General features: G+C 38.2%; 17 protein-coding genes and 1 tRNA gene. 16 read left to right on the forward strand and 2 right to left on the reverse strand.

From position 1 onward, the window contains the following. Window positions 1-10: 10 nt before the first annotated feature. The 14 genes from DF216_RS08965 (at window position 11) to DF216_RS09030 (ending at window position 17978) form a co-directional block, all read left to right on the forward strand. The gene (locus tag DF216_RS08965; protein WP_129326624.1) at window positions 11-3016 is read left to right on the forward strand and encodes a DEAD/DEAH box helicase; all 3006 of its coding nucleotides are present in this window, start codon (window positions 11-13) and stop codon (window positions 3014-3016) included. Between the two features lie 25 nt (window positions 3017-3041). Beyond that, window positions 3042-5693: a valine--tRNA ligase gene (locus tag DF216_RS08970; protein ID WP_129326625.1), complete on the forward strand. Its 2652-nt coding sequence runs from the start codon at window positions 3042-3044 to the stop codon at window positions 5691-5693. Between the two features lie 66 nt (window positions 5694-5759). After that, entirely contained in the window at window positions 5760-7448 is a 1689-nt protein-coding gene (locus DF216_RS08975) for a DNA cytosine methyltransferase (RefSeq protein ID WP_129326626.1), read from the forward strand. Window positions 7449-7465: 17 nt separating this feature from the next. Continuing rightward, entirely contained in the window at window positions 7466-8728 is a 1263-nt protein-coding gene (locus DF216_RS08980; protein WP_164979030.1) for a ParB/RepB/Spo0J family partition protein, read from the forward strand. Between the two features lie 14 nt (window positions 8729-8742). Continuing rightward, on the forward strand, window positions 8743-11412 hold the full coding sequence (locus DF216_RS08985; protein WP_129326628.1) for an SNF2-related protein: 2670 nt from the start codon (window positions 8743-8745) through the stop codon (window positions 11410-11412). 217 nt (window positions 11413-11629) lie between these two features. After that, window positions 11630-12220, forward strand: coding sequence for a DNA-directed RNA polymerase subunit delta (rpoE, locus tag DF216_RS08990; RefSeq protein ID WP_164979031.1), 591 nt, complete (start codon window positions 11630-11632; stop codon window positions 12218-12220). Between the two features lie 90 nt (window positions 12221-12310). Continuing rightward, a complete protein-coding gene (locus tag DF216_RS08995; RefSeq protein ID WP_125454114.1) occupies window positions 12311-12610 on the forward strand; it encodes a DUF4651 domain-containing protein in 300 nt (99 codons plus the stop codon). After that, window positions 12607-12924, forward strand: a complete 318-nt coding sequence (locus DF216_RS09000; RefSeq protein ID WP_129326629.1) for a thioredoxin family protein — start codon at window positions 12607-12609, stop codon at window positions 12922-12924. Before DF216_RS08995 ends, DF216_RS09000 begins: the two co-directional genes overlap by 4 nt. Window positions 12925-12939: 15 nt before the next feature. Then, on the forward strand, window positions 12940-13566 hold the full coding sequence (gene ytpR / locus DF216_RS09005; protein WP_129326630.1) for a YtpR family tRNA-binding protein: 627 nt from the start codon (window positions 12940-12942) through the stop codon (window positions 13564-13566). 41 nt (window positions 13567-13607) lie between these two features. Next, window positions 13608-14369, forward strand: coding sequence for an SDR family NAD(P)-dependent oxidoreductase (locus tag DF216_RS09010; protein WP_129326631.1), 762 nt, complete (start codon window positions 13608-13610; stop codon window positions 14367-14369). Between the two features lie 77 nt (window positions 14370-14446). After that, complete coding sequence (locus tag DF216_RS09015) at window positions 14447-14842, forward strand: single-stranded DNA-binding protein (RefSeq protein WP_129326632.1); 396 nt, start codon at window positions 14447-14449, stop codon at window positions 14840-14842. A 308-nt stretch (window positions 14843-15150) separates the two neighbouring features. Further along, on the forward strand, window positions 15151-15435 hold the full coding sequence (groES, locus tag DF216_RS09020) for a co-chaperone GroES (protein ID WP_061454521.1): 285 nt from the start codon (window positions 15151-15153) through the stop codon (window positions 15433-15435). Window positions 15436-15453: 18 nt separating this feature from the next. Further along, window positions 15454-17076 (forward strand): chaperonin GroEL, encoded by a 1623-nt coding sequence (gene groL, locus DF216_RS09025; RefSeq protein ID WP_129326633.1) that lies wholly within the window; start codon window positions 15454-15456, stop codon window positions 17074-17076. 134 nt (window positions 17077-17210) lie between these two features. Next, the gene (locus DF216_RS09030; RefSeq protein WP_009730533.1) at window positions 17211-17978 is read left to right on the forward strand and encodes an epoxyqueuosine reductase QueH; all 768 of its coding nucleotides are present in this window, start codon (window positions 17211-17213) and stop codon (window positions 17976-17978) included. A gap of 69 nt (window positions 17979-18047) precedes the next feature. On the opposite strand, the gene ntdP is transcribed toward DF216_RS09030, so the two are convergent. Beyond that, a complete protein-coding gene (gene ntdP, locus DF216_RS09035) occupies window positions 18048-18581 on the reverse strand; it encodes a nucleoside tri-diphosphate phosphatase (protein ID WP_000775318.1) in 534 nt (177 codons plus the stop codon). 88 nt (window positions 18582-18669) lie between these two features. Then, a complete protein-coding gene (recX, locus tag DF216_RS09040) occupies window positions 18670-19446 on the reverse strand; it encodes a recombination regulator RecX (RefSeq protein ID WP_129326634.1) in 777 nt (258 codons plus the stop codon). Between the two features lie 37 nt (window positions 19447-19483). On the opposite strand from recX, the gene rlmD reads away from it, so the two are divergent. Together rlmD and DF216_RS09050 are read left to right on the forward strand one after the other, a co-directional pair. Beyond that, window positions 19484-20854, forward strand: a complete 1371-nt coding sequence (gene rlmD, locus DF216_RS09045) for a 23S rRNA (uracil(1939)-C(5))-methyltransferase RlmD (protein WP_129326635.1) — start codon at window positions 19484-19486, stop codon at window positions 20852-20854. A gap of 56 nt (window positions 20855-20910) precedes the next feature. After that, a tRNA-Glu gene (locus DF216_RS09050) sits at window positions 20911-20982 on the forward strand. Window positions 20983-21001: the final 19 nt, after the last annotated feature.

A 21001-nucleotide genomic window follows, 5' to 3' on the forward strand; every position in this document is an offset into this window, starting at 1 on the left:
AGGAGAAGTAATGAAAAGCAGTCAGAATCGAATATTAGATGCTTGGATTGCAGTAGAACAATTATCAGAAGGGAACATTGAAAAAAGTAATTCCAAGTTTAATATTTTTCAAGGGAATGATTATCACTTAATATTAAAAGAGTTTTTAAATCGTCAAAAATTAAAATCCAGTTCAGGGATTGCTATTTATTGTGGAATTTTCCCTTTTCAAAAAATTATCAAAGAATTAAGGGGCAAGTACAATTTAAAAGCAACAGACGAAGAATTAGGAATATCTTCTTATAAATTTACTTTTGCTCTTTACTTTGATAAAGATTTGAATTTCTTAGCGAATAAATTGTTTTTTACCATGAGTGGGCAAATTTATAAAAATGGGGAATTGCCTAAAGATTTCTTAATGGCAGAAAATGAGCTTCGAGAACAGTTAGGGCAGTCATTTCTTGATGGAGAGTTCAACGAAGTTTTGAGTAACCTTCTCAATAAGTATGAGATTTCACCAAGTGATTGCAGATATTATTTTGTTAAGAATTTTGATGACGAGATAAATTTACATTCATTTTTTATAAATGATTTAAAATATGCAAAATCAATTAATAATGAAAATCTTAATCGTTATTTGTCAGGATTTGATTCTGTAAGGGTCAATTTGGACAGTAATAAAGAATCATCCCATTTTAATCCCAATGATTTAGAAACTATACTTGAACCGAAAAATTATCCATTAGGAAGATTTCCTAGTAACCCTAAATATGCTCTTTCCATGATGCAACAAGTAGCTGTAAATCTAGCTTCAAATGAGGATGAGGATATAAGGAGTGTCAATGGTCCTCCAGGAACTGGTAAAACGACACTTTTAAAAGATGTTTTTGCAGATTTGGTAACGGAACAGGCGAGGATTATTAGTGAATTATCGACTCCTAAACTTAAAGGAAATCTAGTTTATCATGACAACCCTTATCTTATTGCAAAATTACCAAAAGAAATTGCAGATAAAGGAATCGTTGTTGCAAGTTCTAATAATGGTGCTGTTAAAAATATTGTTACTGAATTACCCCAAAGAAAAGAAATATATCAGAAATCAAATTGGTTAGATGAATTAGAGAAAATTGATTATTTCGCTGAAATCAGTAATAATTTATTGTTAGAAGATGAAGATGTTTCTAACGACAAAAAATATTGGGGATTATTTTCGATAGAAGGTGGAAAAAAACAGAATAGAGACCGTCTGCAAAATGTTTTAAAAGCAATACAACAAGAGTTGAATTCAGATAAATTTCAATCGAACCCTTCAGTATATGAAGAATTTAAAATTCAATATCAGAAGCTACTTGATAAAAGAGAAAAGATGCAAGAGATAGCAGATAAGATTCGATTGCACGTGAAATTGAAAAATGCTTACCAGCGGTTTGAGTTAGAGTTTCAGCAGGAGGATGCCCAAAGATGTTCAGAACTATCTAAAATACGGGAAAAACATACTCAATTAGAAAATAGTAAAAAGGAAATAGAATCTGAGTTGTTTGAGCATGAGCGTCTTATTTCTATGTTATATGTTAACAGACAGATAGCAGCACAAGATGTTGAGTTGATAGAATTACAAGCTCCACGTTTCTTATGGTTAAAAAGACTTTTCACACCATCGAAATTAGATACTTATTTTATGAGATTGAATCAAGCGAATGAAACTCTAAAAGCAGAACTGAAGAAGGTACGTGATGAAAGTCAATATTGCCATGATTTGCAAAAAGAGATTAAAAAGTATGAACTTGAATTAAATCAGCTGAGTCAAAGGCAACAGAAGTATAATGAATGGAAGTCTAAAGCAGAGGATAAATTAATTCGTCATCAGGAAAAACTTTTGAAAATACAATCTGAACTTGCTACATGCCCAGTTAAAAAGTTGAATTTTTCTGTTAGATATGAGGAACTGCAAGTATCAAATTTTTGGTTTGATGATGACTATCGAGAAGAGCAGAGCCGTTTGTTTATCAAAGCACTGGCAGTTAGGAAGCAATTTATATATGACAATAAAAAGCATTTTGAAAAAGCGTTATGGATTTGGGAGAAGCCCCAAAGCTATTCAATGAGAGATAATGCTAGTGATTTATATAAAGCTGCGTGGGATTGGGTTAATTTCAGTGTTCCAGTTATTAGTACAACTTTTGCAAGTTTCAATTCCATGTTTTGGTGTTTGCCTGAAAATAGTATTGGTAATGTATTTATTGATGAAGCTGGTCAGGCATTACCCCAAGCAAGTGTAGGAGCTATTTTTAGAAGTAAACGTATTATGGCTGTGGGAGATCCTTCTCAAATACAACCAGTACAGACAATAGATAAAAATATTTTAGGATTTTTAGCACAACACCACAAGATAGTCTCTAAATATCTTGTATCATCAACGCAAGAATTGATGGATTCTGCTAGTAGATATGGCTTTAAAAAACAAGATGGGACATGGATAGGACTTCCTCTCTGGGTTCATCGTCGTTCTAGTGATCCGATGTTCAGTATTTCCAATAAAATTTCTTACGACAACTTAATGGTTCAAGGAAAGGAAAAAGCTCGAGGTTTGGGGAAATGGTTTGATGTTAGTGGGGGTGCTAAGGATAAATATGTTCCTGAGCAAGCTGATTATTTGAAAGAAGAGTTGCAGAAACGACATGAGGAATTTGATGATATTTATGTCATTACTCCTTTTAAAAATGTATCGGTACAACTAGCAAAAGAATTGGATAAAATCGGTTTCACAAAACGAGAAAATGGAAAACCTGTAAATGTAGGGACGGTACATACTTTCCAAGGAAAAGAAAATAAGATTGTGTATTTTGTACTTGGAGCAGATAATATGAGTGAGGGAGCTGCACGTTGGGCTGTCTCTGAACCCAATATCTTAAATGTTGCAGCGACTAGAGCTAAAGAAGAATTTTATATTATTGGAAATAAATCCCTTTACAGAGCCATACAGAGCCCTATTATAAGAGATACTATTAATATTTTAGATGCTTATCAAAGTAGCTAAGTAATAAATCAGAAAGGACACCCACATGTCTAAAGAACTTTCACCTAAATACAATCCAGTCGAGGTTGAGGCTGGTCGCTACCAAAAATGGCTTGATGCGGATGTTTTCAAGCCTTCAGGAGATCAAAAGGCTAAGCCTTATTCAATCGTGATTCCACCACCAAACGTAACTGGTAAACTCCACCTTGGTCACGCTTGGGATACGACTTTGCAGGATATCATCATCCGTCAAAAACGCATGCAAGGCTTTGATACGCTTTGGCTTCCAGGGATGGACCACGCCGGTATTGCGACTCAGGCTAAGGTTGAAGAACGTTTGCGTGGTGAAGGCATTAGCCGTTACGACCTGGGTCGTGAGTCTTTCTTGACGAAAGTCTGGGAATGGAAAGACGAATATGCCGCTACTATCAAGGAACAATGGGGCAAGATGGGTCTCTCTGTAGACTACTCACGTGAGCGTTTCACCCTTGATGAAGGTTTATCAAAAGCGGTTCGCAAGGTCTTTGTCGAGCTTTATAAAAAAGGCTGGATCTATCGTGGTGAGTTTATCATCAACTGGGACCCAGCTGCTCGCACAGCTCTTTCTGATATCGAGGTTATCCACAAGGATGTCGAAGGCGCCTTCTACCACATGAACTACATGCTGGAGGATGGTTCACGCGCCCTTGAAGTGGCGACAACTCGTCCTGAGACTATGTTTGGGGACGTTGCCGTTGCCGTCAATCCAGCAGACCCACGCTACAAGGACTTGATCGGTCAAAACGTCATCCTTCCAATCGCTAATAAACTCATCCCAATCGTTGGGGACGAACATGCAGACCCTGAGTTTGGAACTGGTGTTGTTAAAATCACACCTGCCCACGATCCAAACGACTTCTTGGTTGGTCAACGCCACAACTTGCCACAAGTTAACGTTATGAACGACGACGGAACTATGAACGAGCTTGCCTTCGAATTTGCCGGCATGGATCGTTTTGAAGCACGTAAGGCAGTCGTTGCTAAGCTAGAAGAAATCGGTGCTCTGGTTAAAATCGAAAAACGTGTCCACAGTGTTGGTCACTCAGAGCGTACAGGTGTCGTGGTTGAACCGCGCTTGTCTACGCAGTGGTTTGTCAAGATGGACCAATTGGCTAAGAATGCCATTGCCAACCAAGATACAGAGGACAAGGTAGAATTTTACCCGCCACGCTTTAACGATACCTTCCTCCAATGGATGGAAAATGTCCACGACTGGGTAATCTCCCGTCAGCTCTGGTGGGGTCACCAAATCCCTGCTTGGTACAATGCTGAGGGTGAAATCTATGTGGGCGAAGAGGCTCCAGAAGGTGACGGATGGACTCAAGACGAAGACGTCTTGGACACTTGGTTTAGTTCTGCCCTTTGGCCATTCTCAACCATGGGCTGGCCTGATGTCGACTCAGCAGACTTCAAGCGTTATTATCCAACATCAACCTTGGTGACTGGTTATGATATTATCCCATTCTGGGTATCTCGGATGATTTTCCAAGGTTTGGAATTTACTGGCAAGTCGCCATTCAAAAATGCCTTGATTCACGGTCTCATTCGTGACGAGCAAGGACGTAAGATGTCCAAGTCTCTTGGTAACGGGATTGATCCAATGGATGTTATTGATAAGTACGGAACAGATAGCCTGCGTTGGTTCCTTTCAAACGGCTCTGCACCAGGACAAGACGTGCGCTTCTCTTACGAGAAAATGGATGCTTCATGGAATTTCATTAACAAGATCTGGAACATCTCTCGCTACATCCTTATGAACAATGAAGGTTTGACCCTTGAGCAAGCAACTGCCAATGTGGAGAAAGTTGCCAACAAGGAAGCTGGAAATGTCACTGACCGCTGGATTCTTCACAACCTCAATGAAACCATCGGAAAAGTCACTGAAAACTTTGACAAGTTTGAGTTTGGTGTAGCTGGTCATATCCTCTACAACTTCATCTGGGATGAGTTTGCGGACTGGTATATTGAGTTGACCAAGGAAGTCCTTTATAGCGACAACGAAAAAGAGAAAGTCATCACACGTTCTGTTCTCCTTTATACTTTGGACAAGATCCTTCGTCTCCTTCACCCAATCATGCCATTCGTGACAGAGGAAATCTTTGGACAAATCTCAGAAGGCTCTATCGTCACAGCGGAATACCCAACTGTCAACCCAGCCTTCGAAGACCTTGTAGCTCACACTGGTGTAGAAAGCCTCAAAGACTTGATCCGTGCTGTTCGTAATGCGCGTGCGGAAGTAAACGTTGCTCCAAGCAAGCCTATCACCATTCTTGTTAAGACAAGCGATAGCGACTTGGAATCCTTCTTTAACAGCAATGTCAACTACATCAAACGATTCACAAATCCAGAACACTTGGAAATCGCATCAACTATCCCTGCACCAGAACTGGCTATGTCAAGCGTCATCACAGGAGCAGAAATCTACCTGCCACTGGCAGACCTCCTCAATGTCGAAGAAGAACTAGCTCGTCTCGACAAGGAACTGGCTAAATGGCAAAAAGAACTGGATATGGTCGGTAAGAAACTCTCTAACGAACGCTTCGTAGCCAATGCCAAACCAGAAGTCGTCCAAAAAGAACGCGACAAACAAGCCGACTACCAAGCCAAATACGACGCGACCGTAGCGCGTATTGATGAGATGAAGAAGTTGGTGAAATAAACACAGAAACACGGTGGAATGCCGTGTTTTTTTGGTATAATGAATACAAACAATAAATAACGTAAGATGATAACAGGTAAAATTGTGAAAAGTAATAAGAAAATAAAGAGATTAACTGTGATTGACTTTTTCTGCGGAGCAGGTGGTTTTTCGGAAGGATTTCGTAGAGCAGGCTATGATGTCATTATGGGTATTGATGTTTGGCAACCAGCAATCACGACTCATAATTTTAACCATGGGTTAAACGATAAAGTTAAGAGCGTACTTGATTTTGAAGATATTGATGAAATCAATAAGTTGCCAGACTCGGATATTATCATTGGTAGTCCCCCATGTCAATTATTTTCTCTATCTAATCAAGGCGGGAATGCTAACAAAGATTTTGGTATCCATATGATTAATACTTTTTTTAAGGTAATTGCTGTAAAGAAATTTCAAAAGAATTCTAAACTAAAAGCATGGTTAATGGAAAATGTTCCAAATTCTCAAAACTATGTTCAAGAGGAGTATACTTTTGAAGAATTGGATTTAGTTGATTGGGCTATTTCACAAGGACTTAATCCAAAATCTGTTGCTATAAAATCCAAATATAATGGTGGAGTTTTACAAGCAGATGATTATGGTACTGCACAGACAAGGCGAAGGTTCGTCAGTGGGGAAATAACTAAGACTGGCGAATTTCCGTTTCCTGATAGGGTTCTTAAGAAGAAAGTTACTTTAAATAAATTATTTAGAAATTTTCCAAATCCTTTAAATCAGGCACCTGTGAAATTTGTAACAGATCCGAATTATCCAAATGAGTCTGTTAAGTTTGAGAATTTTAAAGATCATTTTTATGACACAGGTGTCTATCAAGTACAGTGGCAAAAAGCTAGGGATTTGAAACAAAGACATCCTTATATGGGTAAAATGTCATTTCCAGAAAATATGGATAAGCCAAGCCGGACAATTATGGCCACACAGTCAGCTAGTACTAGGGAGGCTATCCTATATAAATCGGATTGTAATAGAAAAGGTGATGGCGAGTATCGATTGCCAACTATCAGAGAAGCAGCTTGTATTATGGGATATCCTCTAGATTATCAATTCTTCGGTGATGAGTCTACAAAGTGGAGACAAATCGGAAATGCTGTTTGCGTTCAATTATCTTTTGCTTTAGCTGTGAAAATTTTAGAACTAATAAATTCACCACTATTACCTGCTAAGATTATAGATAAAGATTTAAGTCAATTTAAATATTTGGATAATAAAAGAATTAAAGATTTCAATAATCCTCCTACGCGAAGTGAAAAAGCATTGTTTAGACAATTTCCTATTAAATCAGGAAATATGACTGTTGATCTAACTAATAAAGTTAATGGAGAAAGTGGAAATTGGGGTGTTGTTGCACATGCGGGTACAGGGAAAGGCTTCAAAAGTATAATTATCTCTCGTTCTAATCAAATGGAAGCTAAAAAAATTCTTCGTAAATTAAAACCTGATTTAATTGAGGAATTGAAAAATAACGAAATTCTTAGGAAATACTCGATAAAACAATTAAATTTAGAAAATAAAAAGTATGGTTTCTTTTCGGATGATGTTTCACATCCATATTATATCATCAATTATATTGGCAAATTAATATACAACCATATAGATAATAACGACATTGATGTTGATGTTTCTGGAACAGAATTCACTCGACTTAAGGATAAGATTCCATTGAGCCAGTTGATGTCTATTTACCTAGTCCCGATAATAATTTACGGAAAATAAATGAATGGAGAATGAAAATGAATTATGATTTAAATGAATTGATAAAAAATGGAGATATTGAAAAAACAACTTTAACAAAACGATTGACTATTGGGGGAGAAACAAAAGACTATCCAGTATATAAATTTCCGTTAGAATGTTTATATTATAATGATCAAAATGGTCGTATTAATACAGTTTACCATCAGTACATATCAAATCATGGTAAATTAACACCAAAAATTGGAGATTCGAAATATAATGAAATATTTGAAAAATTTATTTTTGAGTCTAAAAAGCAAGCTTTGAAAGATACAAAAAAATCTATAGAAGAGAGAGGACAGCAAGAACCGGGGGTTATTCTTGCTGACGGAAGAGTGATTGATGGGAATAGAAGATTTACAGCTCTTCGTAAAATTCAAAAAGGAAGCAACATTAGACGGTATTTTGAAGCAGCAATACTTTCTTTTGATATTCATAATAAAATTGATGAGAAGAAAATAAAAGAATTAGAATTAGATTTACAGCTTGCAAGAGAAGAGAGAGTGAGCTATGATCCAATTGATCGAATTTTTGATGTATATAATACTATTGAAGTTCAGAAATTAATGACTCCCGAAGAATATAAGCAAGCTAGTGGTGCTGGAAATACGAGAGGGATTAATCGAGATTTAAGACTTGCTAAGTTAATCAAAGATTTTCTTAAGATTGTTTCACCAGGCGGAAAACCGGAAGATAAATTTTATATAGCAAGAGAATTGAATTTGGATGGCCCTATAGAATCAATTGAACCGCAATTATCCAAATTGGAACGAAAGAAAGACAAAAAACAAAAAGCAATTAAAATGAATGTCCTTACAATTTTAGCTGTACAAATTGCTAAGTCAGAAATTGGAGATAGAGACATTACAAGAAAAATTCGAGATGTTAAAGATAATATTTTAAATAATCCTGAAATAAAAAAATATTTTACTGAAGCTACTGATGAACATGTGGACAGAATTATTGAGTTCTTTGAAACTAATCCAATAAAACAAGCAAGCGATTTAAAAGATAATTTCAATAAAAATCCTGAAATTGCAGAAGTGGCGAGTAGCTTATTACAAACAACGAATAGACTATCAAATAAAGGAGAGGCTGCAGCAGACCGTAGACAATCTTTAGTAAAGCTACAGGAAATTTTTGATATTTTAGAAGCTATGACCCATGATGATTTAAAAGCACTTCATGAGAATGAATATTTTGAAGCTAAAAAAATTCTTCAAGAAATTCGAGATTTAACGTATAAGCTATCTAGATAGATTTAGGGGGGATTATGGTATTTTCTCAAGTTTTAAGAAGTAAAATTCAACCAACTTATCAGAGTAAAAATTTGGTTCAAGAATTTTATGAACCAATATTGTCTGAAGCAAATATATATAGAAGGGTATCTGCTTATTTTTCTAGTGAAGGTTTAGCTTTGTATTCAAAAGGATTGGATAAGTTGTTCGATAACAATGGCTTTGCACAATTTATTATTTCAACAGATATTTCTGAAGAAGATTTTTTTAAAATACAAGAAGGTTATGAACTCAAAAAAACTTTAGAGCAATTAACTAGACAGCTAAGACAATCGGTATTAAATAGTAAAACCAAAGAATCGTTAGGGAATTTAGCTTTTATGATTGCAAATGGTAATGCGGAGGTAAAATTCGCAATTATTCCATCTGGAAAAGGGATATTTCATGATAAATTTGGATTAATTAGTTCGGATAAGGATATTATTTTCTTTAATGGTTCTGTTAATGAAACCAAAAATGGATTGGAATTAAATTATGAAAGCATATCTGTAGATGTTTCTTGGGACACAAGTATCAATGTACAGTCTAGAATACAGACGAATGAGAAACGATTTGAACGACTGTGGAATAACGAAGAGCCTAATATTCTCACTGTAGATGCTACAGAAGTAGTCTATTCTGAGTTAAAGAAATATCAGATGCATTCTTCAATTAATCTTGAGGATACAAAAGATTCGGTCTTTGAGGGTGTCTATTTTTGTATGAAAGATGAAACAACGGTTTTTCGTCAAGATAGTTCTTTTAATAGAATCACTAGTATCGATAGGTATCTAAACCTGGAATCGGATTTATCAGAAGAGTATTTTGAAGAGGATAACTCAACTATTAAGAGTGAATTTTCTTACATGGATATTGAGTATGTTATTGAAGTTACGAAGAAAAGATGTGAGAGAAGGGGTATATTAGTCAAGATATCGGATGATGTTCGGGAATATCTAAATTCAAATCGGTATTCTATTGAACAATATAAGAAATTAGGTATTTATTTAAAGTCTCCTGAACAATACGCAATTCATGGAGAGCAAGAAAAGTTTGAAGAGTTTGTTTCTGTAGTTGAATCAGAGGTTATTCGACCATTTAAAAAGTTGCAACTTGAGGCGGCTTTCTATGAATACAGGATGGCTAGAGCTGCGAACTTTTCCGTGCCGGGTTCTGGTAAAACTGCGATGATTTTAGCTGTTTTTGCATTTTTGAATTCCTCGAAAGTTGAAAGTGAGCATGTGGATAATCTATTGGTTATTTGTCCTATTAATGCTTTCAGCAGTTGGAAAGAAGAATTTAAACAAGTATTTGGAAATAAGAAACAGTTAGAAGTAATTGATTGTCAAAGTTCTAAAGATTTTGCTTTCGATTTATCTTTGAACTGGAAAATATCGAATCTTGTATTAGTGAATTATGAATCGTTGACAAAATACAAAGACAAGTTGCAGGAATTGTTGTCAATTAAGACAATGATTGTCTTTGATGAAGTTCATAGAATAAAAAATCCTTTTGGCATTCGTGCTCAGGCTGCTTTGGAACTAGTTAAAAATTTGCGATTTAAATTTGTTTTAACAGGAACTCCAATACCTAATTCATATCAAGATATTTATAATTTTCTTCACTTATTGTATGCAAATGAATACAATGCATTTTTTAGATGGAATTTAGATGAATTAAAAAATCCTAGTGTTAGGAAAATTGATGAAATAAACAAAGCTTTGATGCCTTTCTTCTGGCGCTTAAATAAGAACGATTTGGGGGTGCCTAAACCGGAACCAGATATATTTTTTGTTGTGGAACCTAGCGAGGAACAGAAACAATTAGCACAGTCCATATACTATAATGAATCGTCGAGTTTAGCCAGATTAATTCGATTGATACAAGCGTCTACAAATCCTGAATTACTTAACAAAAGGATTGAATATAAAGATATGTGGTTTGCAGACGATAATGATAAAAATGACACAATAGAAATTTCGGAAGATTTGTTTTATAGTAGATTAGAAACACCCTCTATTTCAGCTATAAAAGAGGCAAAAGGATATGATGAGTATGATTTTTCAAGTATGATTTCTCCTAAATTTGAAAAAGGTATTCAAAAAATTCAAGAGCTGGTATCTGAAGGGAAAAAAGTTATAGTCTGGGCAATTTTTGTTAATACAATGAAAAAAATCAAAAATAGACTTAACCAAATGGGGATTCAAGCTAATTTAATTTATGGAGGCACAGAAGTTTCTGATAGACAAAAATTAATTAATGATTTTCGCTTTGGTGATACTATGGTAATGATTTCTAATCCTCAAACATTAGGTGAGTCAGTATCGCTTCATAGAGAAGTACATGATGCCCTGTATTTTGAGTATAATTTTAATTTAACTTTCATGCTTCAATCTCGAGATAGAATTCACAGACTAGGTCTAGAGGATAATCAATATACCAGATATTATTATTTGCAAACAAAATCTGAACCAGCTGATAGTGGTAATGCAGGCTATGTTGACGAGAAAATATATAGAAAATTGAAGAAGAAAGAAGAAACTATGTATAATGCTATTGATAATGGCGATTTAAAAATAGAATTTTCTCAAAATGAAATAGATGAAGCAATCAGTATCATTGATGAGGAGAGAAATCGTATTTTAAAAAACACTAAATTAAAGTGAAACTAGTTTGCTTTTAACTAAATACCGCTATTTCTATTGCTTGTGTATTAAATTTACCATGTGATAAAATCAATTGATTCTTACTTAATAAATCATAAACAAATCTATTTTAACCTTTGACTATTCCGCAAAATTATCGTACAATAAAGAGTACATGATAAAATGAGGTCAGAGTCTGTCTGCTCTGGCGATAGTAGTAAAAATGAGGAGAAACGCTTTGGAATTAGAAGTATTTGCTGGGCAAGAAAAAAGTGAACTATCTATGATTGAGGTAGCGCGTGCTATCTTGGAACTTCGTGGTCGCGAACATGAGATGCATTTTAGCGATCTTGTAAACGAAATTCAAAATTACCTTGGAACATCAAATAGCGATATCCGTGAAGCTTTGCCTTTGTTCTACACAGAGTTGAACTTTGACGGTAGCTTCATCTCTCTTGGAGATAACAAATGGGGTCTTCGTTCATGGTATGGTGTGGACGAAATTGACGAAGAAATCATCGCTCTTGAAGAAAGTGACGACGATGAAGTAGTACCAAAAGCTAAGAAGCAGCGTGTCAATGCCTTTATGGATGGTGATTCAGATGCTATTGACTACAATGCAGATGATCCAGAAGACGAAGACGCATATGAAGCAGACCCAGCTCTTTCATACGATGATGAAAATCCAGATGATGAGAAAAATGAAGTGGAAGCTTATGATGCAGAAATCAACGAAATCGCTCCTGATGACTTGGGTGAAGATGTGGATCTCAACGAAGAAGACGATGAGTTTTCAGACGATGACGCTGAAACGAGTGAAGAAGAGTAAAAGACTTCACAGAGGAGATTACCTGATCTCCTTTTTTCATTGCCCTAATCCATGTTTCCTCATTTGTCCTAGAGCCTTTTTTGTGTTACAATGAAAGGTATGAAAGCTAAGAAATTATGGATGACTGGCTTGACTGTGGCTGGTCTAAGTGCCCTTGCTTTGGGGGCTAAAAAAGCAGTAGATAATCACAAACTCATGAAGACTCAAGAGGAGTTGGCCGCTATCGTGCGTGAGCTTTTCTCAGATATGGGAGAGATTGCGACTCTATATGTTCAAGTCTACGAAAGTAGTCTAGAGCGACTTGTCGGAGGAGTCATTTTCGAGGATGGTCGTCACTATACCTTTGTCTATGAAAATGAAGATCTGGTCTACGAGGAGGAAGTCTTATGATTACTCCCGATAGTATAGAAGAACTCGCAGGTTTTGTCGAGCAGGATGGCAAGAAAGTCTTCCTTTTTGTGGCGGACTGGTGTGGCGATTGTCGTTATATCTATCCTGCCTTGCCAGAAATTGAGGAGACCAATCCAGAGTTCACCTTTATTCGAGTGGACCGAGACCAGTATATGGATTTGGCCAAACTCTGGGATGTTTATGGAATCCCCAGCCTTGTTGTACTAGAAAAGGACAAGGAAATTGGCCGTTTTGTCAATCGCGACCGTAAAAGCAAGCAACAAATTAATGACTTTTTAGCAGGACTGAAATAGGAGAAAAAGGAAACAATGATTTTTACATATAACAAAGAACATGTCGGTGATGTCCTTATGGTCATCGTGCAAAATAGCGGAGATGCCAAACTGGATGTGGAACGCAAAGGCAAGATAGCCCGTGTTTTCCTCAAAGAAAATGGGGAAACAGTGGCTTGGAATATTTTTGAAGTTTCAAGTTTATTTGAAATTACAGAGCGCGGTCAAATCTTTTTATCAGATGAGCAAGTCGCTCGTTTAAACCAAGAGTTGCAGGCGGAAGGTTTTACAGAAAAAATTGTTAATGATAAGGAACCTAAGTTTGTTGTCGGTGAGATTGTCGACATGGTAGCACACCCAGATAGTGACCACCTTAATATCTGCCAAGTTGCAGTCGCAAGTGATAAAACGGTGCAAATCGTTGCGGGGGCTCCTAATGCGCGTGTTGGTTTGAAAACCATTGTAGCTCTTCCTGGAGCGATGATGCCCAAAGGTAATCTCATTTTCCCAGGCGAACTTCGTGGCGAAAAAAGTTTTGGCATGATGTGCAGCCCTCGTGAACTTGCCTTGCCAAATGCTCCGCAAAAACGTGGGGTCATTGAATTATCAGAAGACCAAGTTGTCGGAACTCCATTCGACCCAGCTAAACACTGGACTGCCTAGGAAGTTGTCAGAATATTATACACCAGATAGGAGGAAATAAGATGACAAAAAATGTCGTGATTACAGGAGCGACATCAGGAATTGGTGAAGCGATTGCGCGTGCTTATCTGGATCAGGGTGAGAATATCGTCCTAACTGGACGACGGACAGACAGACTAGAAGCCCTCAAGTCGGAGTTTGCAGAAACTTTTCCAAATCAAACAGTTTGGATTTTTCCGCTGGATGTGACGGATATGACCATGGTGAAGACCGTCTGCTCTGATATTCAAGAAAGAGTAGGTCAGATTGATATCTTGGTCAATAACGCCGGACTGGCTCTAGGCTTGGCACTCTATCAGGACTATGAAGAGTTGGATATGCTGACCATGTTGGATACCAATGTCAAAGGTTTGATGGCAGTTACCCGTTGTTTCTTGCCTTCCATGGTAGCAGCCAATCATGGTCATATTATCAATATGGGGTCAACTGCAGGTATATACGCCTATGCTGGTGCCGCAGTTTATTCAGCCACCAAGGCTGCAGTCAAGACTTTTTCAGATGGTCTGCGAATTGATACCATCGCAACGGACATCAAGGTGACAACCATTCAACCGGGGATTGTTGAAACAGATTTTTCTACAGTACGTTTTCATGGTGACAAAGAGCGGGCTGCGACAGTCTATCAGGGAATTGAAGCCTTGCAGGCACAAGACATCGCAGACACAGTAGTCTATGTGACCAGCCAACCCCGTCGTGTGCAGATTACAGATATGACTATTATGGCCAATCAGCAGGCAACAGGATTTATGGTTCATAAAAAGTAAAAAATTTTCCTCGAAAAGTTACAAATTTCTGTAACTTTTTTTGATTTCCTGCGAATAGATAAGTAGGAGGAAGAAAAATGTATAATAAAGTTATCATGATCGGGCGCTTGACGTCTACACCAGAATTGCACAAAACCAACAATGACAAGTCAGTAGCGCGCGCAACGATTGCTGTGAACCGTCGTTACAAAGACCAAAATGGGGAACGTGAAGCCGACTTTGTCAATATGGTTCTTTGGGGCAGACTAGCAGAAACCTTGGCAAGTTATGCAACTAAAGGTAGTCTCATTTCTGTGGATGGGGAACTACGTACCCGTCGCTACGAGAAAAATGGCCTGACCAACTATGTGACAGAAGTTCTCGTGACAGGATTCCAACTCTTGGAAAGCCGCGCCCAACGTGCCATGCGTGAAAATAACGCAGGTCAAGACTTGGCGGACTTGGTTTTGGAAGAGGAGGAATTGCCATTTTAATACTCTTCGAAAATCTCTTCAAACCACATCAGCTTCATCTTGCCGTAGGTATAGGTAACTGACTTCGTCAGTCTTATCTACAACCTCAAAACTGTGTTTTTAGTAGCCTGTGGCTAGCTTCCTAGTTTGTACTTTGATTTTCATTGAGTATAAAGATTGAAAAGTCTGAGTTGGTCTCAGGCTTTTTATCTTGAGAAAGTCAGACTTTTTTCTTGACTATTTCTGACCAAGTGATACAATAGAACTATGGGTTAGCACTCAGACATAAAGAGTGCTAACAATATCTATCTCATTATGGAGGAAAGCAAATGTTGAAACCATTAGGAGACCGTGTGGTCTTGAAAATCGAAGAAAAAGAACAAACCGTTGGAGGCTTTGTCCTTGCAGGCTCAGCCCAAGAAAAAACAAAAACAGCCCAAGTTGTAGCTACTGGACAAGGTGTTCGTACCTTGAATGGCGACTTGGTCGCTCCAAGTGTTAAGGCTGGAGACCGTGTCTTAGTTGAAGCTCATGTAGGTATTGATGTCAAAGATGGAGATGAAAAGTATATCATCGTAGGTGAAGCTAACATCTTGGCAATTGTGGAAGAATAATAGAAGGAGAAAGTAAGTATGTCAAAAGAAATTAAATTTTCATCTGATGCTCGTTCAGCTATGGTTCGTGGTGTCGATATCCTTGCAGACACTGTTAAAGTAACCTTGGGACCAAAAGGTCGTAACGTTGTTCTTGAAAAATCATTCGGTTCACCCTTGATTACCAATGACGGTGTGACCATTGCCAAAGAAATCGAGTTGGAAGACCATTTTGAAAATATGGGTGCCAAATTGGTATCAGAAGTCGCTTCTAAAACCAACGATATCGCAGGTGACGGAACGACAACTGCAACTGTTTTGACCCAAGCTATCGTCCGTGAAGGAATCAAGAACGTCACAGCAGGTGCCAACCCAATCGGTATTCGTCGGGGGATTGAAGCAGCGGTTGCTGCAGCTGTAGAAGCCTTGAAAAACAATGCCATCCCTGTTGCCAATAAAGAAGCTATCGCTCAAGTTGCTGCCGTATCTTCTCGTTCTGAAAAAGTCGGTGAATACATCTCTGAAGCCATGGAAAAAGTTGGTAAAGACGGAGTCATCACCATTGAAGAGTCACGTGGTATGGAAACAGAACTTGAAGTTGTAGAAGGAATGCAGTTTGACCGTGGTTACCTATCACAGTATATGGTGACAGATAGCGAAAAAATGGTGGCTGACCTTGAAAATCCATACATCTTGATTACAGATAAGAAGATTTCCAATATCCAAGAAATCTTGCCACTTCTAGAAAGCATTCTCCAAAGCAATCGTCCACTCTTGATTATTGCAGATGATGTGGACGGCGAAGCTCTTCCAACCCTTGTCTTGAACAAGATTCGTGGAACCTTCAACGTGGTAGCAGTTAAGGCACCTGGCTTTGGTGACCGTCGTAAAGCTATGCTGGAAGACATCGCTATTTTGACAGGTGGAACTGTCATCACAGAAGATCTTGGTCTTGAGTTGAAAGACGCGACGATTGAAGCGCTTGGTCAAGCAGCGAGAGTGACTGTGGACAAAGATAGTACGGTTATCGTAGAAGGTGCTGGCAATCCTGAAGCCATTTCCCACCGTGTTGCAGTTATCAAGTCACAAATCGAAACCACAACTTCAGAATTCGACCGTGAAAAACTCCAAGAGCGCTTGGCAAAATTGTCAGGTGGTGTCGCTGTTATCAAGGTCGGAGCCGCAACTGAAACTGAGTTGAAAGAAATGAAACTCCGCATCGAAGATGCCCTCAACGCTACTCGTGCAGCTGTTGAAGAAGGTATCGTTGCAGGTGGTGGAACAGCTCTTGCCAACGTGATTCCAGCTGTTGCTGCCTTGGAATTGACAGGAGACGAAGCAACAGGCCGCAATATTGTTCTCCGTGCCTTGGAAGAACCTGTTCGTCAAATCGCCCACAATGCAGGATTCGAAGGGTCAATCGTCATTGACCGCTTGAAGAATGCTGAGCTTGGTACAGGCTTCAATGCAGCAACTGGTGAGTGGGTTAATATGATTGAAGAAGGAATCATCGACCCAGTTAAGGTTAGTCGTTCTGCCCTTCAAAATGCAGCATCTGTAGCCAGCTTGATCTTGACAACAGAAGCAGTTGTAGCCAATAAACCAGAACCAGTAGCCCCAGCTCCAGCCATGGATCCAAGCATGATGGGCGGCATGATGTAAGCTTTCTATACTAAACAATTAAAAATCATCAAAAGGAGGGAAGCACATTCCCTCCTTTTAAGTTTTTCTCTTCTAAATTGATTTGAGCTCTCCTAACTTATATGATAAAATAAGACTAGAAAAAGGAGAAGAACATGATTGATGTAGAAGAAATTCTGAGCAAGATGAATCCCAATCAGAAGATTAATTATGACCGTGTTATGCAGAAAATGGTTCAGGTTTGGGAAAAGAATGAGCAGCGGCCAACTATTCTCATGCATGTTTGCTGTGCTCCTTGCAGTACCTATACCCTAGAATACCTGACCAAATACGCTGATGTGACCATCTATTTTGCTAATTCCAATATCCATCCCAAGGCAGAATATCACAAGCGTGCCTATGTCACCAAGAAATTTGTCAGTGATTTCAATGAGCGAACAGGAAATACGGTTCAGTATCTAGAAGCTCCCTACGAACCAAATGAATACCGTAAGTTAGTCAGAGGACTAGAGGAAGAACCAGAAGGTGGCGACCGTTGCAAGGTTTGTTTTGACTACCGTTTGGACAAAACAGCGCAAGTGGCTATGGATTTGGGCTTTGACTACTTTGGTTCAGCCTTGACCATCAGTCCCCATAAGAATTCTCAAACAATCAACAGTATTGGGATCGATGTGCAAAAGATTTATACCACCCACTATCTTCCAAGTGATTTCAAGAAAAATCAAGGCTACAAGCGTTCGGTGGAGATGTGCGAGGAGTATGATATCTATCGTCAATGTTATTGTGGATGCGTCTATGCAGCTCAAGCCCAAAACATTGATCTTGTTCAAGTTAAGAAGAATGCCACGGCTTTTTTGTTGGATAAGGATGTTGAGAAAGACTATTCCCACATCAAGTTTACTGTTACTAAATTAGATATATAGAAATCAACCCAGCTGAAAAGCTGGGTTTTTCAAATAAAAAACCAGGGTTCTCACCCCAGTTTGACAACTTTACCGATTCTTTAGTTCTATGTAGCGTTTGTACCAAATGTTGACATAGGCCTCTGAGAAAGGACCGCGTCCATTGTTAATCCAATCAACAAGGATTTTAACATGCTCTTTCAAAATATAGTCTAAATCATCAGAATACTTCATCTTACGTTTGTGACGCTCATACTCCTCAACGTCTAAGAGACGCTTTTCACCATCAGTGAAGACCTTAACATCCAAATCATAATCAATGTATTTCAGGGCTTCCTCATCTAGATAGTAGGGGCTAGCCATATTGCAATAGTAGGAAATCCCATTATCGCGAATCATAGCAATGATATTAAACCAATATTTTTTGTGAAAGTAAACAATAGCCGGTTCTCGAGTCACCCAACGACGACCGTCACTTTCGGTAACAAGTGTGTGGTCGTTGACGCCGATAATGGCGTTCTCTGTTGTTTTTAGTACCATGGTGTCCCGCCAAGTACGGTGAAGACTCCCATCATGCTTATAACTTTGAATTGTAATAAAGTCGCCTTCTTTTGGAAGTTTCATAACTAACCAACTTTCTACAATTTATAAGTTTATCGTTTACTATTATATCATAAATTGGTCTAATTTTTTTGAATTTTACACGAAAATGTTAAAGATATTCTCTGAGAGCGCTGGCTATATCCGAAAAGTCATAGCCTTTTCTAGCTAAAACTTGGGTCAAACGTTGCTTTAGTTCGTATCCTTCATATTTACGAGCATACTTGGCATATTGTTTGTCTAGCTCTTTAAAAATGAGTTCCTGGGTCGTTTCTTGGTCAACTTGACTATCCAAGCCATCAAAGGCACTTTTAGCATCAGAATAGGAGAAGCCTTTGTTAGTCAAGTTTTGAATAATCTTATCTTGTAAAGCACGAGCAGGAAGCTTTCCAGTGTATTTTTTGAGCAATTTCTCAGCTACACGTTGAGCGACTTCTGTAAAATCAAAATCCTTTAGAACATCTTCAATAGTTGATTTAGCAACTCCTTTTTGAGCTAGTTTCTGAGTCAGCACATAAGGCCCCTTATCTCCAGAAAATTGATTGAAGTTGATAATAGCATAAGCATACTGACGGTCATTAATCCAATTATCTTCTTTTAGATTAGCGATAACCTGACTAGCGATTGTATCTTCAATATCATACTTTTTCAGATACTCTCGCACTTCTTTTTCTGTACGAGCCTTGAAGGATAAGTGGTAGAGGGCTAGGTTTTTTCCGTAGGAAAATTGTGCGAAGGTCTGGATCTCTGTAAACTCTTCGGGGCTAATTTCCTTATCCTTGGTCAACATAAAGCGAACAATGGTATCCTCTGTAATGTAGCAGGTTTGGTCGCTATCAAGTTCTAGCAGATAGAGTCGTTTTTTCTTTTCAAGTTTTGTGATTTTCATAGTTCTATTATACCCCAAAATGTGATAAGATAGGGGTATGAATCTAAAAGTCAAACAAAAAATTCCATTAAAAATTAAGCGTATGGGTATCAATGGTGAAGGAATCGGTTTTTACCAGAAAACCCTTGTTTTTGTGCCTGGTGCCCTCAAGGGAGAAGATATCTATTGTCAGATTACTTCTATTAAACGTAACTTTGTTGAAGCCAAATTGCTAAAGGTTAATAAGAAGTCTAAATTTCGAGTGGTACCAGCTTGTACGATTTATAATGAATGTGGTGGTTGCCAAATCATGCACCTTCACTATGACAAACAGTTAGAGTTCAAAACGGATTTGCTCCACCAAGCCCTGAAAAAATTTGCTCCTGCAGGATATGAAGATTATGAAATCCGTCCAACTATCGGAATGCAGGAACCAAAGTACTACCGTGCTAAACTACAATTTCAAACACGAAAATTCAACAATCAGGTCAAGGCAGGTTTATATGCACAAAACTCTCATTACCTTGTCGAGTTGAAAGACTGCTTGGTGCAAGATAAGGAAACCCAAGTGATTGCGAATCGCCTAGCTGAGCTTCTTACTTACCATCAAATTCCCATTACCGATGAGAGAAAAACGCTAGGCGTTCGCACCATCATGGTCCGCCGAGCAAGAAAAACTGGACAAGTCCAGATTATCATCGTCACAAATTGCCAGCTTAATTTAAATCAACTGGTTAAAGACCTCGTCAAGGATTTTCCAGAACTCGTTACAGTTGCGGTCAATACAAATACAGCAAAAACAAGTGAAATCTATGGTGAAAAGACGGAAGTTATATGGGGCCAAGAGAGTATTCAAGAAGGAGTACTCGACTATGAGTTTTCTCTCTCCCCCCGTGCCTTCTATCAGCTTAATCCTGAGCAAACCGAAATTCTCTATAATGAAGCTGTCAAAGCCCTGGATGTTAGTGAAGAAGATCATCTGATTGATGCTTATTGTGGTGTCGGGACGATTGGATTCGCCTTTGCAAAGAAAGTCAAAACTCTTAGAGGTATGGATATTATCCCAGAAGCCATTGAAGATGCCAAGCGAAATGCTCGAAGAATGGGATTTGACAATACCTATTATGAAGCAGGTACAGCTGAAGATATTATTCCCCGCTGGTATCAAGAGGGATATAGGGCCGATGCCCTGATAGTCGACCCTCCTAGGACGGGTTTAGACGACAAATTATTAGATACGATCCTAACCTATGTACCGGAAAAAATGGTTTATGTATCTTGCAATGTATCGACATTAGCTCGAGATTTGGTTAAACTAGTAAAAGTTTATGATCTCCAGTATATCCAGTCAGTCGATATGTTCCCACACACTGCACGGACAGAAGCAGTCGTTAAGTTAGTGAAGAAAAGAAAAAATCAAATTCACTGAAAAAGTTCTTGACAAAGGAGAAAAAGTAGGTATAATAGAAAGAGTTGAAAAGCTCAGGTCCGTTGGTCAAGGGGTTAAGACACCGCCTTTTCACGGCGGTAACACGGGTTCGAATCCCGTACGGACTATGGTGTATCGCAGGGTTGA

This window comes from Streptococcus oralis (assembly GCF_004127215.1).
GTDB lineage: Bacteria > Bacillota > Bacilli > Lactobacillales > Streptococcaceae > Streptococcus > Streptococcus oralis_BD.

Coding starts and splice junctions, on each gene's coding strand:
- groL (WP_129326633.1), top strand. CDS start 15,454: ATGTCAAAAGAAATTAAATTTTCATCTGATGCTCGTTCAGCTATGGTT.
- groES (WP_061454521.1), top strand. CDS start 15,151: ATGTTGAAACCATTAGGAGACCGTGTGGTCTTGAAAATCGAAGAAAAA.
- DF216_RS08995 (WP_125454114.1), top strand. CDS start 12,311: ATGAAAGGTATGAAAGCTAAGAAATTATGGATGACTGGCTTGACTGTG.
- DF216_RS08985 (WP_129326628.1), top strand. CDS start 8,743: ATGGTATTTTCTCAAGTTTTAAGAAGTAAAATTCAACCAACTTATCAG.
- DF216_RS09000 (WP_129326629.1), top strand. CDS start 12,607: ATGATTACTCCCGATAGTATAGAAGAACTCGCAGGTTTTGTCGAGCAG.
- DF216_RS09015 (WP_129326632.1), top strand. CDS start 14,447: ATGTATAATAAAGTTATCATGATCGGGCGCTTGACGTCTACACCAGAA.
- DF216_RS08970 (WP_129326625.1), top strand. CDS start 3,042: ATGTCTAAAGAACTTTCACCTAAATACAATCCAGTCGAGGTTGAGGCT.
- DF216_RS09010 (WP_129326631.1), top strand. CDS start 13,608: ATGACAAAAAATGTCGTGATTACAGGAGCGACATCAGGAATTGGTGAA.
- DF216_RS08980 (WP_164979030.1), top strand. CDS start 7,466: ATGAATTATGATTTAAATGAATTGATAAAAAATGGAGATATTGAAAAA.
- DF216_RS08975 (WP_129326626.1), top strand. CDS start 5,760: ATGATAACAGGTAAAATTGTGAAAAGTAATAAGAAAATAAAGAGATTA.
- DF216_RS09030 (WP_009730533.1), top strand. CDS start 17,211: ATGATTGATGTAGAAGAAATTCTGAGCAAGATGAATCCCAATCAGAAG.
- DF216_RS08965 (WP_129326624.1), top strand. CDS start 11: ATGAAAAGCAGTCAGAATCGAATATTAGATGCTTGGATTGCAGTAGAA.
- rlmD (WP_129326635.1), top strand. CDS start 19,484: ATGAATCTAAAAGTCAAACAAAAAATTCCATTAAAAATTAAGCGTATG.
- ytpR (WP_129326630.1), top strand. CDS start 12,940: ATGATTTTTACATATAACAAAGAACATGTCGGTGATGTCCTTATGGTC.
- recX (WP_129326634.1), bottom strand. CDS start 19,446: ATGAAAATCACAAAACTTGAAAAGAAAAAACGACTCTATCTGCTAGAA.
- ntdP (WP_000775318.1), bottom strand. CDS start 18,581: ATGAAACTTCCAAAAGAAGGCGACTTTATTACAATTCAAAGTTATAAG.